Annotated in this window: 16 protein-coding genes; 9 read left to right on the forward strand and 7 right to left on the reverse strand. The window is 40.3% G+C overall.

The annotated features are described in order from the left end of the window. Nucleotides 1-144: 144 nt before the first annotated feature. Nucleotides 145-1,311, forward strand: a complete 1,167-nt coding sequence (gene sucC / locus FTV13_RS01465; protein ID WP_004782971.1) for an ADP-forming succinate--CoA ligase subunit beta — start codon at nucleotides 145-147, stop codon at nucleotides 1,309-1,311. Nucleotides 1,312-1,322: 11 nt separating this feature from the next. Beyond that, nucleotides 1,323-2,213 (forward strand): succinate--CoA ligase subunit alpha, encoded by an 891-nt coding sequence (gene sucD, locus FTV13_RS01470; protein ID WP_004782969.1) that lies wholly within the window; start codon nucleotides 1,323-1,325, stop codon nucleotides 2,211-2,213. Nucleotides 2,214-2,314: 101 nt separating this feature from the next. Here sucD and FTV13_RS01475 read toward each other — a convergent pair whose 3' ends face one another. The 3 genes from FTV13_RS01475 to FTV13_RS01485 all read right to left on the reverse strand — a co-directional run bounded on the left by FTV13_RS01475 (nucleotide 2,315) and on the right by FTV13_RS01485 (nucleotide 5,533). Next, nucleotides 2,315-4,033 (reverse strand): flotillin family protein, encoded by a 1,719-nt coding sequence (locus FTV13_RS01475; protein WP_179992111.1) that lies wholly within the window; start codon nucleotides 4,031-4,033, stop codon nucleotides 2,315-2,317. Nucleotides 4,034-4,084: 51 nt separating this feature from the next. Continuing rightward, on the reverse strand, nucleotides 4,085-4,720 hold the full coding sequence (locus FTV13_RS01480) for a YqiJ family protein (RefSeq protein WP_004782965.1): 636 nt from the start codon (nucleotides 4,718-4,720) through the stop codon (nucleotides 4,085-4,087). A gap of 270 nt (nucleotides 4,721-4,990) precedes the next feature. Further along, a complete protein-coding gene (locus FTV13_RS01485) occupies nucleotides 4,991-5,533 on the reverse strand; it encodes a hypothetical protein (protein ID WP_180010760.1) in 543 nt (180 codons plus the stop codon). Nucleotides 5,534-5,850: 317 nt separating this feature from the next. On the opposite strand from FTV13_RS01485, the gene cysD reads away from it, so the two are divergent. From cysD to FTV13_RS01500, 3 genes are all read left to right on the forward strand, one after another. Further along, on the forward strand, nucleotides 5,851-6,765 hold the full coding sequence (cysD, locus tag FTV13_RS01490) for a sulfate adenylyltransferase subunit CysD (protein ID WP_034170514.1): 915 nt from the start codon (nucleotides 5,851-5,853) through the stop codon (nucleotides 6,763-6,765). Between the two features lie 153 nt (nucleotides 6,766-6,918). After that, entirely contained in the window at nucleotides 6,919-8,532 is a 1,614-nt protein-coding gene (cysN, locus tag FTV13_RS01495; protein ID WP_179992110.1) for a sulfate adenylyltransferase subunit CysN, read from the forward strand. A 146-nt stretch (nucleotides 8,533-8,678) separates the two neighbouring features. Continuing rightward, nucleotides 8,679-8,945: a hypothetical protein gene (locus tag FTV13_RS01500; protein WP_179992109.1), complete on the forward strand. Its 267-nt coding sequence runs from the start codon at nucleotides 8,679-8,681 to the stop codon at nucleotides 8,943-8,945. A 45-nt stretch (nucleotides 8,946-8,990) separates the two neighbouring features. On the opposite strand, the gene FTV13_RS01505 is transcribed toward FTV13_RS01500, so the two are convergent. Then, nucleotides 8,991-9,827, reverse strand: coding sequence for a hypothetical protein (locus tag FTV13_RS01505; protein ID WP_004782954.1), 837 nt, complete (start codon nucleotides 9,825-9,827; stop codon nucleotides 8,991-8,993). Nucleotides 9,828-9,848: 21 nt separating this feature from the next. Further along, entirely contained in the window at nucleotides 9,849-10,463 is a 615-nt protein-coding gene (locus FTV13_RS01510; RefSeq protein WP_179992108.1) for a hypothetical protein, read from the reverse strand. A 162-nt stretch (nucleotides 10,464-10,625) separates the two neighbouring features. Between FTV13_RS01510 and FTV13_RS01515 the strand changes: the two genes are divergently transcribed. From FTV13_RS01515 to FTV13_RS01525, 3 genes are read left to right on the forward strand one after another with little or no spacing between them, the layout of a single operon-like run. After that, a complete protein-coding gene (locus FTV13_RS01515) occupies nucleotides 10,626-11,141 on the forward strand; it encodes a PadR family transcriptional regulator (RefSeq protein ID WP_179992107.1) in 516 nt (171 codons plus the stop codon). A gap of 9 nt (nucleotides 11,142-11,150) precedes the next feature. Next, on the forward strand, nucleotides 11,151-11,462 hold the full coding sequence (locus FTV13_RS01520; protein ID WP_179992106.1) for a DUF3861 domain-containing protein: 312 nt from the start codon (nucleotides 11,151-11,153) through the stop codon (nucleotides 11,460-11,462). Nucleotides 11,463-11,480: 18 nt separating this feature from the next. After that, nucleotides 11,481-11,741, forward strand: a complete 261-nt coding sequence (locus tag FTV13_RS01525) for a DUF2798 domain-containing protein (RefSeq protein ID WP_179992105.1) — start codon at nucleotides 11,481-11,483, stop codon at nucleotides 11,739-11,741. 17 nt (nucleotides 11,742-11,758) lie between these two features. On the opposite strand, the gene FTV13_RS01530 is transcribed toward FTV13_RS01525, so the two are convergent. Both FTV13_RS01530 and FTV13_RS01535 read right to left on the reverse strand, forming a co-directional pair. After that, nucleotides 11,759-12,109, reverse strand: a complete 351-nt coding sequence (locus FTV13_RS01530) for a co-chaperone YbbN (RefSeq protein WP_180010762.1) — start codon at nucleotides 12,107-12,109, stop codon at nucleotides 11,759-11,761. 24 nt (nucleotides 12,110-12,133) lie between these two features. After that, entirely contained in the window at nucleotides 12,134-12,574 is a 441-nt protein-coding gene (locus FTV13_RS01535) for an N-acetyltransferase (RefSeq protein ID WP_179992103.1), read from the reverse strand. Between the two features lie 129 nt (nucleotides 12,575-12,703). Between FTV13_RS01535 and FTV13_RS01540 the strand changes: the two genes are divergently transcribed. After that, on the forward strand, nucleotides 12,704-13,696 hold the full coding sequence (locus tag FTV13_RS01540; protein WP_179992102.1) for an NAD(P)H-quinone oxidoreductase: 993 nt from the start codon (nucleotides 12,704-12,706) through the stop codon (nucleotides 13,694-13,696). The last annotated feature ends 48 nt before the right edge of the window (nucleotides 13,697-13,744 follow it).

Below are 13,744 nucleotides of genomic sequence, written 5' to 3' on the forward strand. Positions count from 1 at the left end.
TGGTTGTTTTTGAATGAATAATCATCTAAAAATAAAGATAAGTAAAATTTAAGATCCAAAAATACCAATATTGATTGATGTGAACCAAGAAATATTGGGAATACGTGTAATAACAAAGTCAAATAAGTAGTAAAAGGTTAATCAATGAATTTACATGAGTATCAAGCAAAAGCGTTATTAAAAAAATATGGGATGCCTGTACAAGAAGGTATTCTTGCTACCAATGCTGAGGAAACAGTACATGCTTTTGAGCAGCTTGGTGGGAAGTTTGCGGTATTAAAAGCGCAGGTTCACGCAGGTGGTCGTGGCAAAGCGGGTGGGGTAAAAGTGGTAAAGTCGGCTGAAGAAGCAGCTGAATATGCCAATCAGATTATTGGTTCACGTTTAGTGACCTATCAAACCGATGCAAACGGTCAGCCAGTCAATAGCATTCTGGTGTCTGAAGATGTGTATCCGGTTGAGCGTGAATTGTATTTGGGTGCGGTGGTTGACCGTTCTAGCCGTCGTATTACCTTTATGGCATCCACAGAAGGCGGTGTCGAAATTGAAAAAGTTGCAGAAGAAAATCCTGAAAAAATCATTAAAGTAGAAGTTGATCCTTTGGTGGGTTTATTGCCATTCCAAGCACGTGAAGTGGCATTTGCACTTAAGTTAAAAGATAGCCAGATCAATCAATTTGTTAAAGTCATGACAGCTGCTTATCAAGCTTTTGTTGAAAATGATTTTGCTTTATTTGAAATTAACCCACTCTCTGTACGTGAAAATGGTGACATTCTCTGTGTCGATGCCAAAGTCGGTATTGATTCGAATGCACTGTACCGCCTGCCTGAAGTTGCTGCTTTACGTGATAAATCACAAGAAAATGAGCGTGAACTGAAAGCATCTGAATTTGACCTGAACTACGTTGCTTTAGAGGGCAATATTGGTTGTATGGTCAATGGTGCCGGTCTTGCGATGGCAACTATGGACATTATCAAGCTTTATGGTGGTCAACCAGCTAACTTCCTGGATGTAGGTGGTGGTGCAACCAAAGAGCGTGTCATCGAAGCATTTAAAATTATCTTGGCAGATTCTTCTGTACAAGGTGTCTTGATTAATATTTTTGGTGGAATTGTACGTTGTGACATGATTGCTGAGGCAATTATTGCAGCGGTTCAGGAGGTAAATGTCACTGTACCTGTAGTCGTTCGTCTTGAAGGGAACAATGCAGAGCTTGGTGCCAAGTTACTGGATGAATCTGGTTTGAAATTGATTTCTGCAAATGGCTTGGCCGATGCTGCAGAAAAAATTGTTGCTGCAGTAAAAGCTTAAGGAGTATCACAATGAGCGTATTAATTAATAAAGACACCAAAGTTTTAGTCCAAGGCTTTACAGGCAAGAACGGTACATTCCACTCTGAACAGGCTATTGCCTACGGCACTAAAGTTGTTGGTGGAGTAACACCGGGTAAAGGTGGTCAATCACATCTGGATCTGCCAGTATTTAATACTATGCGTGAAGCGGTGCAAGAAACTCAAGCTGATGCTTCTGTGATTTATGTGCCTGCACCTTTTGTCCTCGATTCTATTGTAGAAGCTGTTGACTCAGGTATTGAGCTGATTGTTGTGATTACTGAAGGCGTACCAACACTGGATATGCTAAAAGCTAAACGTTATCTGGAAACCAATGGTAATGGTACGCGTCTGATCGGTCCAAACTGTCCGGGTATCATTACGCCAGGCGAGTGTAAGATCGGGATTATGCCGGGTCATATTCATCAGCCAGGTAAGATCGGCATTATCTCACGTTCAGGTACTTTGACTTATGAAGCGGTTGCACAAACCACTAAATTAGGTCTTGGACAGTCAACCTGTATCGGAATCGGTGGTGATCCGATTCCAGGCATGAACCAGATTGATTGCTTGAAACTGTTCCAGGAAGACCCGCAAACTGAAGCCATTATCATGATTGGTGAAATTGGCGGTACTGCGGAAGAAGAAGCAGCTGAGTATATCCAGTCGCATGTGACCAAGCCGGTGGTAGGTTATATCGCTGGTGTAACAGCGCCGAAAGGTAAGCGTATGGGTCACGCAGGTGCCATCATTTCTGGCGGTAAAGGAACTGCTGAAGAGAAGTTTGCAGCTTTTGAACGCGCGGGAATGGCGTATACACGTAGTCCTGCAGAGTTGGGTTCAACCATGCTTGAGGTTTTGAAAGAAAAAGGTTTGGCTTAATTTATTAAGCTGATAAAAAGCCCTCAATATTGAGGGCTTTTTTATAATTGCTGCAAAAGGAGATTAAAGTCTAACTAAATGATAATTCGAAAATTGAGTATTTAGTTATCTATACCAGCTTTAGCTTTCAGGCTTTGAGTCATCCCATTGATGTCACCACCCTGAATGCCTAATTCATTCATCAGGCTATCAATCAAAGGTGCCTGGCTACGATAACGCAAAGCACTATTCACCACCTGATCGGAGAGGGCAACATTGCTACCTTCATGATGGGCATCTGCCTGACAAGAGCCCGCATGTGTGCCATGTAAACCATTCACTTGCAGAATCTTGATGTCATCAATGTTTTCCATCGGCTTAACACTTTCACGAATGATTTCAGGTAAGTATTTCAGCATGGCTAGCCGGATTTGCATTTCCACCTGTTCAGATGACAGTACATTATTTGCTTCATTCACTGCGCGAGTACCTTCAGCATCGACTTGATACTGTTTCTCCATCGCTTGAGCAAGTAATACTTTGGCATCCGCTTCACCTTTAGCTTTCAGGCGAACTTTTTCAGCTTCGGCTTCAGCGGCAATACGAACCGCTTCTGCATCATCAGCTGCTGCCTGTTTGCCAGCTTCAGCTGCAACGGTAATGGCAATTGCATCTTTCTCAGCCTGTTCTTTGGCTGCAACCAGTTCAACTGCTTTTTGACGTTCAGCTTGCTGGATCTGACGGACGGTAACGACTTCTTCTTCCGCTTTAACCGCTTGAGCACGTGCCTGATCAGCTAAAGCTTTGGCTTCAGATTCAGCACGTGATTTTTCTGCAATCGCAATTGCACGATCCTGTTCAGCCAGTTCAATCGTTTTCTTCTGTTCAACTTGGGCTTTTTGAATAAGCTGGGCTTTCTGAATGTTTTCATTTTCAACATCACGAGCCGCCAAAATGCGTTTCAGTTCTACTTCACGTTCAGCAGCAATACGAGCTTCTTCCGCTTCACGTTTTTTTGCAGCTTCCTGAGCTGCAATTTCAGCTAACTGTTCAGCGCGGCGAATCGAAATTTCACGTTCCTGTTGCAGCTTGGCATATTCTTCTTCACGGATAATTTGTAGACGTGCTTGCTCGGCTTCCAGATTTTTGGCTTTAATGGCCAGATCTGTATCCTGTTCAATATGATTACGCTTACGGCGACGATCTTCAATCGTTTCAGTGAGTTTGGTCAAACCTTCAGCATCGAACGCATTTTGTGGATTGAAATATTTAAAGCCAGTTTGATCTAAGCCAGTTAAAGAAACAGTTTCCAGTTCCAGACCATTTTTGTGCAGATCTTCAGATACCACTTGCTGTACTTTTTGTACGAAGTCGACCCGTTTTTCATGTAATTCTTCCATGGCCATTTCAGCGGCAACGGCGCGTAAAGAGTCGACAAATTTCCCTTCAACCAGATTCTTTAATTCATTTGGCGACATGGTCTTTTGACCAAGAGTTTGTGCTGCCGTAGCAATCGAATCAGCCGTTGGTTTCACACGTACATAGAATTCAGCCATGACATCGACACGCATGCGATCACGGGTAATCAGCGCCTGATCATCGGCACGACGGACTTCCAGACGCAAGGTATTCATATTGACTGGAATGATTTCATGTAGCACCGGTAGCACCAAAGCCCCGCCGCCTAAAATCACTTTTTCACCACCCCAACCGGTACGTACAAAGGAAATCTCTTTACTGGAACGACGGTATAAACGCGCAATGATTAATCCGAAGGTGACTAGGCCAACGAATATAATCCCCGCAATAATCAAAACATTATATAAATCAAAATTTAGCATTGTTATAAAGTCTCTTTGGGCAAGCTTAATTTTTATAGGAAATTGGTTTAATTAAAGTTCAATAGCCTGAAAGCCATTTTTAGTTTTTTGAGTCAAAACCACTGTCTGACCTTGATTAAATATTTCATTGCGTTCAGGTTCGACCAGCACATAATGGGTCTTACCATGCTGATCCTGAACTTTGGCCTGAGCAGGGGAGTTAGCTTTGGCATCTCCCAGAATAATCGTGGCGGTTCGTCCGATCAGTTCATCGCTATAGATCGCGATGGTTTCATCCTGAGGCAGAATTTTGGCAGCAAGCACGGACAGCCCACGTACAATCGGCATGCATAAAAATAAACAGGCAGGGGAAATAATCCATGCATTTAAAAGCTGACTGGTAAATCGTTCGAACAGGCCTTGGATCAATAAACCGCTCAGACCATAACTGGTCAGGAAAATAATGAGCCAGATAAAGAGAGGCAGGCGACCCAGATAAAGCCAGTCGAATACTTTATTGAACAGGCCGGTCTGCTGATCAATACCTACTTCCGGATGAAGCGGTTCTTCAGGCAGAAATTGTTCGAACATATTCTGGGAACCACCTCCCAGCATCAGCAAGACACATTCCAAGGCAGCAAACATCAGCATCAGGCTTAAACTGATACTAAATACAATGTTGGAAGGATGAATGAACAGTTCCCACATGAGTTTCTGTCTCTAATTATGGTTTTATAGAAATTTTATGACCCTGTTAAAGATAACAGTTATTAATAAAATTGTAAGCAAAAAACAACAAAAATCCCAATCGGGATAGCTTGATAAAATCCAAAATTTAACAATATGTGATGCGTTTTTCTTAGCTGCAAATAAATGTCGACTATTTTATAGGTGGGCGAATCTGAGGTTTTATCTCAAGAATAGAAAAGCAATTGATATACGTCTGCTTTTCTATTCCTATGTAGATGTATAAAAGCATTAAAGGATGGCGGTCTGGATACGGACTTTCATTTCTAGGGCTTGTTGCAGGATATAGTTCTTCATCCATTGCACCTGTTCGCCCATTGGATTGGTTTTTACTGCAGTCTCCAGAAATTTAAGTTCAGGCTGATTAAATAGTTGTTCATCGAGAGCCTGTTCCAATGCCTGAGTATTTGCAGACAAAGGAAGGGCCACCAAGAAAAAGGCTTTAGGATAGTTATAGAAAGCATAAAGCAGATTGAAAGCTTTTTGATCACTTCTCAGATTGCCGGCACCTATTTCGTAACCTGCCTGGTGGTTGCTATAAGTCATACCGAGCAGGTATTCCCATTGACCGTTCAGCTTACGCAGGCCAAACTGCATGCCAATCTGATCCGCGGTCAATTCATGCTGGATATAAATGTTTAAAGGACTGCCATCTTCAGTATAGGGTTCCTGAAGAACAAGAATATGTTGCTGGTGCTGGTAAATAAAACCGGCAAGTTTTGCTTGTTCTAGACGGGATTTTAAAGTATCTAAATCAAATTCGTTATAAGGCATACATAGTTTATAAATTGGAAGAACTAATCCTACTCTAATTTTTTTTCACCACGATGTGAACTGTCCGTTTAGATGATTAATATATCATTTCATTGCTAAAAGTAATCTTCCAGAGTGCTTTGACTAAACAATCAATTGTCTTTATTTAGCTAAGCTATCAGATTCATAAAAACTGATAGTTGATATTAGTGAATTTTTATATGACGTTTTAATATATGAATATCACAAAACAAGCAATCGTTATGAAAAGTTAATCACTATAATGAATATAAATTTTATAAAGTGTAATAAGTACACGTGTAATACGCAGGTTGTCCATGTCATTAAATGAGGAAAGACTTACTCATCTTAAACAGCTTGAAGCTGAGAGTATTCACATCATTCGCGAAGTTGCTGCCGAGTTTGAAAATCCGGTTATGCTTTATTCAATCGGTAAAGATTCAGCAGTTATGCTGCATTTAGCACTGAAAGCGTTTTATCCTGCAAAACTTCCATTCCCGCTACTTCATGTAGATACCGGCTGGAAATTCAAAGACATGATCAAGTTCCGTGATAACATGGCCAAAGAACATGGCTTTGATCTGATCGTGCATCAGAACAAAGAAGGTCGTGATGCGGGCGTAAACCCATTCGACTATGGTAGCTCTAAATATACTGACATTATGAAAACCCAAGGCTTGAAACAGGCTCTGGATAAATATCAGTTTGATGCTGCTTTCGGTGGTGCACGTCGTGACGAAGAAAAATCACGTGCCAAAGAACGTGTTTATTCATTCCGTGATTCTAAACACCGTTGGGACCCTAAAAACCAGCGTCCAGAACTTTGGAACCTTTACAATGGTAAAGTGAACAAAGGCGAAAGTATTCGTGTATTCCCGCTGTCTAACTGGACTGAGCTGGACATCTGGCAATATATCTACCTAGAAAATATCAAACTTGTTCCATTGTACTTAGCTGCTGAACGTCCAGTCGTTGAGCGTAATGGTACACTGATCATGGTTGATGATGAGCGTATGCGCCTGAATCCAGGCGAAGTGCCACAAATGAAATCGGTTCGTTTCCGTACTTTAGGTTGTTACCCATTAACGGGTGCGGTTGAATCAACTGCAACAACTTTACCGGAAATTATCCAGGAAATGCTTTTAGCAACCACATCTGAACGTCAAGGCCGTATGATCGACCATGATGAAGCAGGTTCGATGGAAAAGAAAAAGCAGGAAGGTTACTTCTAAGAATCTTAAGAAATCTCCTCCTAAGAATCTCCTTGCGCAGCAGTGCTGCTCACCCTCTTTTTCAAAGAGGGGAGAAAAAAGTCTCCCTTAACAAAGGGAGATTTAGAGGGATTAAAAGAAACCGATTTCAACGTATTTGTGGAGCTATGAGCGATGTCTCACCAATCAGAACTTATTAGCCAAGACATTTTGGCTTATTTGAAACAGCACGAAAATAAAGACTTATTGCGTTTCCTGACTTGCGGTAACGTGGATGATGGTAAATCAACCCTGATCGGCCGTCTGCTTTATGATTCAAAACTGATTTATGAAGATCAGCTGCAAGCCGTTACCCGTGACTCTAAAAAAGTGGGTACCACTGGCGATGCACCTGACTTGGCATTACTAGTTGATGGTCTGCAAGCTGAACGTGAGCAGGGTATTACCATTGATGTGGCTTACCGTTATTTTTCAACTGAAAAACGTAAGTTCATCATTGCCGATACTCCGGGACACGAACAGTACACCCGTAACATGGCAACTGGTGCTTCTACTGCCGACCTTGCGATTATCCTGATCGATGCGCGTTATGGTGTTCAGACTCAAACACGTCGTCACTCATTTATTGCGAGCCTTTTAGGTATTCGTAATATCGTGGTTGCAGTGAACAAAATGGACTTGGTTGAATTCTCTGAAGCACGCTTCAATGAAATTCAGGCTGAGTACAACAAGTTCGTGGATCAGCTGAGCGATCGTAAACCTGAAAATATTGTATTCACGCCAATTTCTGCATTGAACGGTGATAATGTTGTAAACAAATCACCAAATACGCCGTGGTACCAAGGTCAGACCTTAATGGAGACTTTGGAAACTGTAGAAATTACACGTAATACCAGCAAAGACGAATTCCGTTTCCCAGTTCAGTACGTTAACCGTCCTAACCTCGACTTCCGTGGTTTCTGCGGTACGATCGCACTGGGTGAAGTAAAAGTTGGTGATGAAATTGTTGCGCTGCCATCTGGCAAGAAATCAACAGTGAAAGAAATTGTCACTTTTGACGGTAATCTGGATCATGCTGTAGCTGGTCAAGCTGTTACTTTAACGCTAAATGATGAAATTGATATTTCACGTGGTAACGTGTTGGTGAAAGCTGGCCAACAACCACTGATTTCACGTTCTGCTCGCGCATCTGTGGTATGGATGAACGACCAGCCGCTGGTGGTTGGTAAACTTTATAATGTGAAGTTTGGTACTCAAACGATTCCTGCAAAAGTTGCGAAAATTAACTACCGTACCAATGTCAATACATTGGAAAAACTACAAGTAGAGCAGCTGGATCTGAATGCAATTGCTGATGTGACCATCGAATTTGATGCGCCAGTGGTATTTGACCGTTATCAAGATAGCCGTTACACAGGTTCATTCATTTTCATCGACCGTCTAAGCAACGTGACTGTTGGTGCGGGTATGGTTGAAGCTGCAGTAGAATGGACTGCCCACAACGAGCCTGTAACTGCTGAAGCACGTGCTGCACGTTTAGGACAAAAACCTGCTGCGGTGACAGTAACTGCAAAAGCACTGGAAAATACTCAAGCGCTTGAAAGCCTGTTGATCCAACAAGGTGTGGTTGCGATTGCGAAAGCGGGTCTGACTGCTGAACAGGTTGCGCTTGTACGTGAAACTGGTGTGGTGGTGATTACTGACCTTGCAGAAGGTACAGATGTGACTTACACAGCCGATGCAGTTGAAGAACTGGCTGAGAAAATTGTGGAATTGGTTCGTCTATAAGACTGAACTGATTTTAAGAAAAACCCGCTGTAAGGCGGGTTTTTTATTGCCTGAATTTTGATTGGTGGAAAATTATCCGATTTATTAAAATGTGATCTTTCAATTTAGTTGAAGCTTTATACAATGCTCCGCAGGTGGGGTGATGTATGAAAAAATTATTATTGCTGGTTGGCTTGTGTGCAACTTTTGGAGCTGAAGCCAAGCAGAGCAGTCAAAGTGTAGAAGCAATTAAACAGAAGATTATTCAACAGTCGATTGAAAGCTATCCGGGAAATTGTCCTTGTCCATACAATACAGCGCGTAATGGTAGTCGTTGCGGTAAACGAAGTGCTTATAATCGTGCTGGCGGATATGCACCACTTTGCTATCTGGAAGATGTAAGTGATCGGATGGTAAGAGAGTATAAAGATTGAGGTTGTTTAAGCTTTTCTCATAAAGGAACTGTCAAAAGCAGTTCTTTATGAGAGTACTTGGTAAGATTGAGTTCTTCTCGGCTCTTTAGTAATTGGAGTTTCGTGAAATCTCTGATCAAGAGCATCAGCTAAATCTCTAACGTCTTCATTTCCACTAATAATGAATTTTCCATTTTGGAAGGGGATGTGACCTAAATATTTTTGAGTATTCGCAATAAACTCTATTTTTTGTTCAGCAGTGAAACTTTCAAATCTGTTTAAAACATTGGTAATTTTTTTGCGTACGGGAGCTGTTACTTTTTTTATTTCAAACCCTGAATTAGTTGAGAAAATATTAGAATTAACAAAATTACTTACATCTACCTCAGTGGCTTCTTTAAATAATTGATCAATTCCTAGAAAAATTTTCGTTAACTTAGAAAGATCTTTGAAATAGAGTCTTCCGGTGTTTTCTTCAAAAACAGCATCAGGAATAGTGTTTAAAAGAATAACTGGATTGAATGTGATATTAGGTTGATCATTTAGTCCCCATAAATTAAGTATAGGTTTTTTTATTAATAAAGATTCAGGAACTCTTTGATAAAAAGTTCTCCCTGTAACTTTATCTATTAAGGCTAAATACCGTATTTTGTCATATTCATTTGGCCCTATTTGAACCCAATCATTGCTGTTTGCGTTTATACAAACTTCAATCGGATTCTTAATTTCTGTAGTAGAAGGTAAATTAATATAGAACCATTGATCCTCATCTAAAGTAGAGGTGGGAGAATATTCAATGATGCTAGAAAAACTGAATTCTCTGAAATCTTGAAAGATTTCGATATCATTTTGACAAAGAACTTTTTTTAAAGATCTACTAACTTTTGCTAGCAAAATATCCATTGGTATATTGACACCCCATTTTTAGAATTGAATGTAAGTATATTCATTGATCTTTTTTACATTGATCGAATGAGTTTTATCTTGGTTTCTTAAATCATCTTTATTCTTAATATCATATTTTATAATCAGTAAGATTTTCAATCCCTTGGTATTGGTAATATGATAGAAACGGTAACCTAAGATTAAAAGTACAGGATTAAAAAAAGCAGTTTTTGAGAAAAATAGTAGTGTAGCTATCATTAAAAAAATAATTAAGAAAGCTTTTAGAGTACTTATGCTGATAGCTACAAGAATATAGCTTAAATATATAGGTAAAAAATATTCATTAGCTGGTTCTATAATGTTAATGGAATTGATTGAAATACTATCTGTAGCGCCTGTTTTGCCTAAAGAAATTGAAATTTTACCGATACCTATACAAGCTATAAAAATTAAGCCATAAGTGATAAACGATAATATATTTTTGTTTTCATATAGCTGATGTGAACAAATAATTCGATGATTTTCTAATACATAATCTATAGTCATTGGTACAGATATACTTAGCCAATTTAGCCAGCTATCTTCATGGCTGATCATAAAAATTAAAATTGACAGTAAAAGCGAACTGAGAATTAATAAGAGTTTGGCAATCATTTGAATCACCAGAATATTTTTTTAGCAGTATAACGAGAATTTTTCTAAAAATCTTATACTTGTAAAATTACTACGTCATAAATCGTCGTATTAATTAATGAATAAAATCATAGTAAATCATGGTAAGATGTATCTTAATTAAATTTAAGATATATCTTTTGTATGTCTAGAACTTCTGATTCTGCATTAAAAGAAGAGCGAAAAAACTCTCCAAAACCTCGTAGACGGCTCTTTGAAGCAGGTGAAATGAAACTGCTCGTGCTGCATTTTATTGCTCAAGCGCCCAAGTTTAGCTATGACATTATTAAAGATGTAGCTGCGCTGGTTGGAGGTAACTATAAGCCGAGTACAGGTACGATCTGCCCAACAATTAACTATCTTGAAGAACAGCAATATACCCAAGTGATCATGAGTGTGGATGAACGTAAGCAATATCACATTACTGATAAAGGTCGTGAGCATCTGAAAGATAATCAGGAAACTCTACAAAGAGTTCTTAGCCGTTTTGAAACCCGTCGCCGCATTCAAGAAGATGAGCGCTATATCGATATCCATAATTCAATGGAAAGCCTGAAAGCTTCACTACGATTCAAACTGCAAAATGAACTTCGTCCAGAGCAGATCAGTGATATTGCTGCCCAGATTGAACAGGCTGCAATTAATATCCGTCAACTGTAGGAGCAGGGTATGAAACAACATCTCTATGAAGTGACTGTTCAACATCTGGCTGATGCTCAAGGTAATCCATCAACCTATAGTGAAGCGCTACAGTTTCAGGTGGGTAATCACGATGACATCTTTAAAATACTGGAAAAACTTCAAGCCAGTCAGTTGCTAGATGAGGAAAGTACCAAAGCATTTGTTATCGGCTTAAAACTGTTTAGTGAAGTCATGCTGGAAAATAAAGAGTTGCCACTCTTCAAGGAATTCCTGCCGCAATTTGCCCAGTTTATGAAATCCTTAAAACAGACAGTGAAAGCCCAAAGTGAAGAACAGTAAGTATTCTAAAGGTCATTTATGAAAAAGAATCTCCCAAAATTTCACTCAAAACATCTGAACTGGTTAATGCCCTTAATCCTTTCCGGCATTATGAGCGGTGCGATTTCCTGCTTTAATATGCTGCTGAATAAAGGTTGGAGCGATGCGTTTATCTCGCTATGGTTACATGCTTGGGGGCTGTCATGGCTGGTGGCATTTCCACTGATTCTGCTTGTATTGCCGCTGGTACGCAAATTTCTGATGCAGTTTGTGCAGATGTCAGATCAATCTGCTAAATAAGAAATTGCTTATTCGAATCAGTCGGAATCGGATGACTTATTCAGAACTTGAGACAAAATAGATTTCATTTCAGTCAGGCTTTTCACACCAGCAATGCGTTGAATGATCTGCCCATTTTTAAAGATAAGAGTAGTAGGCAGGCCATAGACGTTATAGCGTAAGGTCAGAATCGGTGATTGATCGACATTGATTTTACCGAACTTAATTTCTGGATCATGCCCAGCATATTGTGTTGCCAGTTCCTCAAAAACTGAAAAATTCTGTACGCAGGGCTTGCACCAGTCAGCATAGAAACGGATCACAGCAAAGCCTTCAAACCATTCGAAGTCACTGTAATTATCTTCATTGTAGGGGATGACTGCTGACATGAATTTGCTCTCATCATTTCAAAATTAAGATTTAAACCAGCTCATAGTGAGTTCAGCCTGACCGGTATTCTCATCGATTCCTTGATTGATCATCTTAAAACCCTGCTTTTGGTAAAAATGAACTGCTGATGTATTTGCAGCATAGACATTTAAATGCAGCTGATTACATTGCTGTTTTAAGAAGTCAACTAAACGGCGACCATAGCCAGCACCTTGCTGCTCAGGATCAATGAAAAGTGCAGCTAATACATTTTCTGATTTTAATAATGAAACAAAGCCAAGTACCGTATGATTTTCTTTAAGGACATAGTTTTCTGCTAAGGGTAAATATACATCTCGCATTGGAAGTAGCTGATTTTCCCAATAACTAGCAGGAATAAAATCATGCGCCTTTAAAGAAGCCTGGAACCAGATTTCAAGAATAGCGTCGATATCCTCGGTTTTCGCTTTTGTAATTATTGTCATCAGTGGTCTTATATCAATTTACTAAATAGGCAGCTGATTATACATAAGTCCATGCTGCTTCAATCCATAGCATTTCTATGTTCAAATAAGTTCGAAAAATATGAAACGTGAATATTAGGGAAAGAATCCATGACGCAACAAAGCATGCAACAAGTCATCATTACAGAACCGGGTGGTGTAGAGAAACTCGCTTATGAAACGGTTGCCATCCCTGAACCTAAAGCAGACGAAGTGCTGGTTAAGGTACATGCTTTCGGGATTAACCGTCCGGATATCTTGCAGCGTCAGGGCTTGTATCCAATGCCTAAGGGCGTGACTCCTGTACCGGGTCTGGAAGTTGCCGGTGAAGTTGTTGCAGTCGGGAGTGAAGTAAGCCAGTTTAAAGTAGGTGACAAAGTCTGTGGTCTGACCAATGGCGGTGGTTATGCAGAATATTGCGTCGTGCCTGAAAGCCAGACTTTAAACATTCCTGAAGGTGTGAGTTTTGTACAGGCTGCGGCGATTCCGGAAACCTTTTTCACTGTTTGGGCAAATGTGTTCCAGATGGGTAAGGCTAAGGCAGGAGAGACTGTACTGATTCATGGCGGAACTAGCGGGATTGGAACCACAGCCTTAATGCTGTGCAAATCATTAGGCATCAAAACCTTTGCGACAGTAGGTAGTGATGAAAAAATCCAGGCAATTTCACATCTGACGACAGGAATCAATTACAAGACCCAAGACTTTGAACAGGTTATCAATGAAGCTACGGATAATGCCGGTGTAGATGTGATTCTGGATATGGTGGGTGCGCCGTACCTAGAGAAAAATCTGAATCTGCTGCGTCGTGATGGTCGTTTGGTGTATATCGCATTCCTGGGCGGCGCTAAAGCTAAGGATGTAAAATTGGGTCAAATCATGATGAAACGTTTGACCATTACTGGTTCTACCATGCGTGCACGCAATACGGCTGAGAAAGCTGAAATTGCCCAAGGCCTGAAAGAGCATGTGGCACCACTCTGGGCAAAAGGTGAATGTTTACCGATGATCTATAAAACCTTCAAATTTGACCAGATTCAGGATGCGCATGCAACGATGGATACGGGTGAACATATCGGTAAGATTGTGGTGGAAATCATCTAATTATTCTTGTGATAGAAATACTAAAAGCCAACTTTTGTTGGCTTTTAT

The organism is Acinetobacter sp. YH12235 (assembly GCF_013417705.1).
Classification (GTDB): Bacteria; Pseudomonadota; Gammaproteobacteria; order Pseudomonadales; family Moraxellaceae; genus Acinetobacter.

What these genes read in the sequence shown, in the direction of transcription:
- FTV13_RS01475 (WP_179992111.1), bottom strand. Translation starts at nt 4,033, where the DNA reads ATGCTAAATTTTGATTTATATAATGTTTTGATTATTGCGGGGATTATA.
- sucD (WP_004782969.1), top strand. Translation starts at nt 1,323, where the DNA reads ATGAGCGTATTAATTAATAAAGACACCAAAGTTTTAGTCCAAGGCTTT.
- FTV13_RS01510 (WP_179992108.1), bottom strand. Translation starts at nt 10,463, where the DNA reads ATGATTGCCAAACTCTTATTAATTCTCAGTTCGCTTTTACTGTCAATT.
- FTV13_RS01505 (WP_004782954.1), bottom strand. Translation starts at nt 9,827, where the DNA reads ATGGATATTTTGCTAGCAAAAGTTAGTAGATCTTTAAAAAAAGTTCTT.
- sucC (WP_004782971.1), top strand. Translation starts at nt 145, where the DNA reads ATGAATTTACATGAGTATCAAGCAAAAGCGTTATTAAAAAAATATGGG.
- cysD (WP_034170514.1), top strand. Translation starts at nt 5,851, where the DNA reads ATGTCATTAAATGAGGAAAGACTTACTCATCTTAAACAGCTTGAAGCT.
- cysN (WP_179992110.1), top strand. Translation starts at nt 6,919, where the DNA reads ATGTCTCACCAATCAGAACTTATTAGCCAAGACATTTTGGCTTATTTG.
- FTV13_RS01535 (WP_179992103.1), bottom strand. Translation starts at nt 12,574, where the DNA reads ATGACAATAATTACAAAAGCGAAAACCGAGGATATCGACGCTATTCTT.
- FTV13_RS01530 (WP_180010762.1), bottom strand. Translation starts at nt 12,109, where the DNA reads ATGTCAGCAGTCATCCCCTACAATGAAGATAATTACAGTGACTTCGAA.
- FTV13_RS01540 (WP_179992102.1), top strand. Translation starts at nt 12,704, where the DNA reads ATGACGCAACAAAGCATGCAACAAGTCATCATTACAGAACCGGGTGGT.
- FTV13_RS01520 (WP_179992106.1), top strand. Translation starts at nt 11,151, where the DNA reads ATGAAACAACATCTCTATGAAGTGACTGTTCAACATCTGGCTGATGCT.
- FTV13_RS01525 (WP_179992105.1), top strand. Translation starts at nt 11,481, where the DNA reads ATGAAAAAGAATCTCCCAAAATTTCACTCAAAACATCTGAACTGGTTA.
- FTV13_RS01485 (WP_180010760.1), bottom strand. Translation starts at nt 5,533, where the DNA reads ATGCCTTATAACGAATTTGATTTAGATACTTTAAAATCCCGTCTAGAA.
- FTV13_RS01515 (WP_179992107.1), top strand. Translation starts at nt 10,626, where the DNA reads ATGTCTAGAACTTCTGATTCTGCATTAAAAGAAGAGCGAAAAAACTCT.
- FTV13_RS01480 (WP_004782965.1), bottom strand. Translation starts at nt 4,720, where the DNA reads ATGTGGGAACTGTTCATTCATCCTTCCAACATTGTATTTAGTATCAGT.
- FTV13_RS01500 (WP_179992109.1), top strand. Translation starts at nt 8,679, where the DNA reads ATGAAAAAATTATTATTGCTGGTTGGCTTGTGTGCAACTTTTGGAGCT.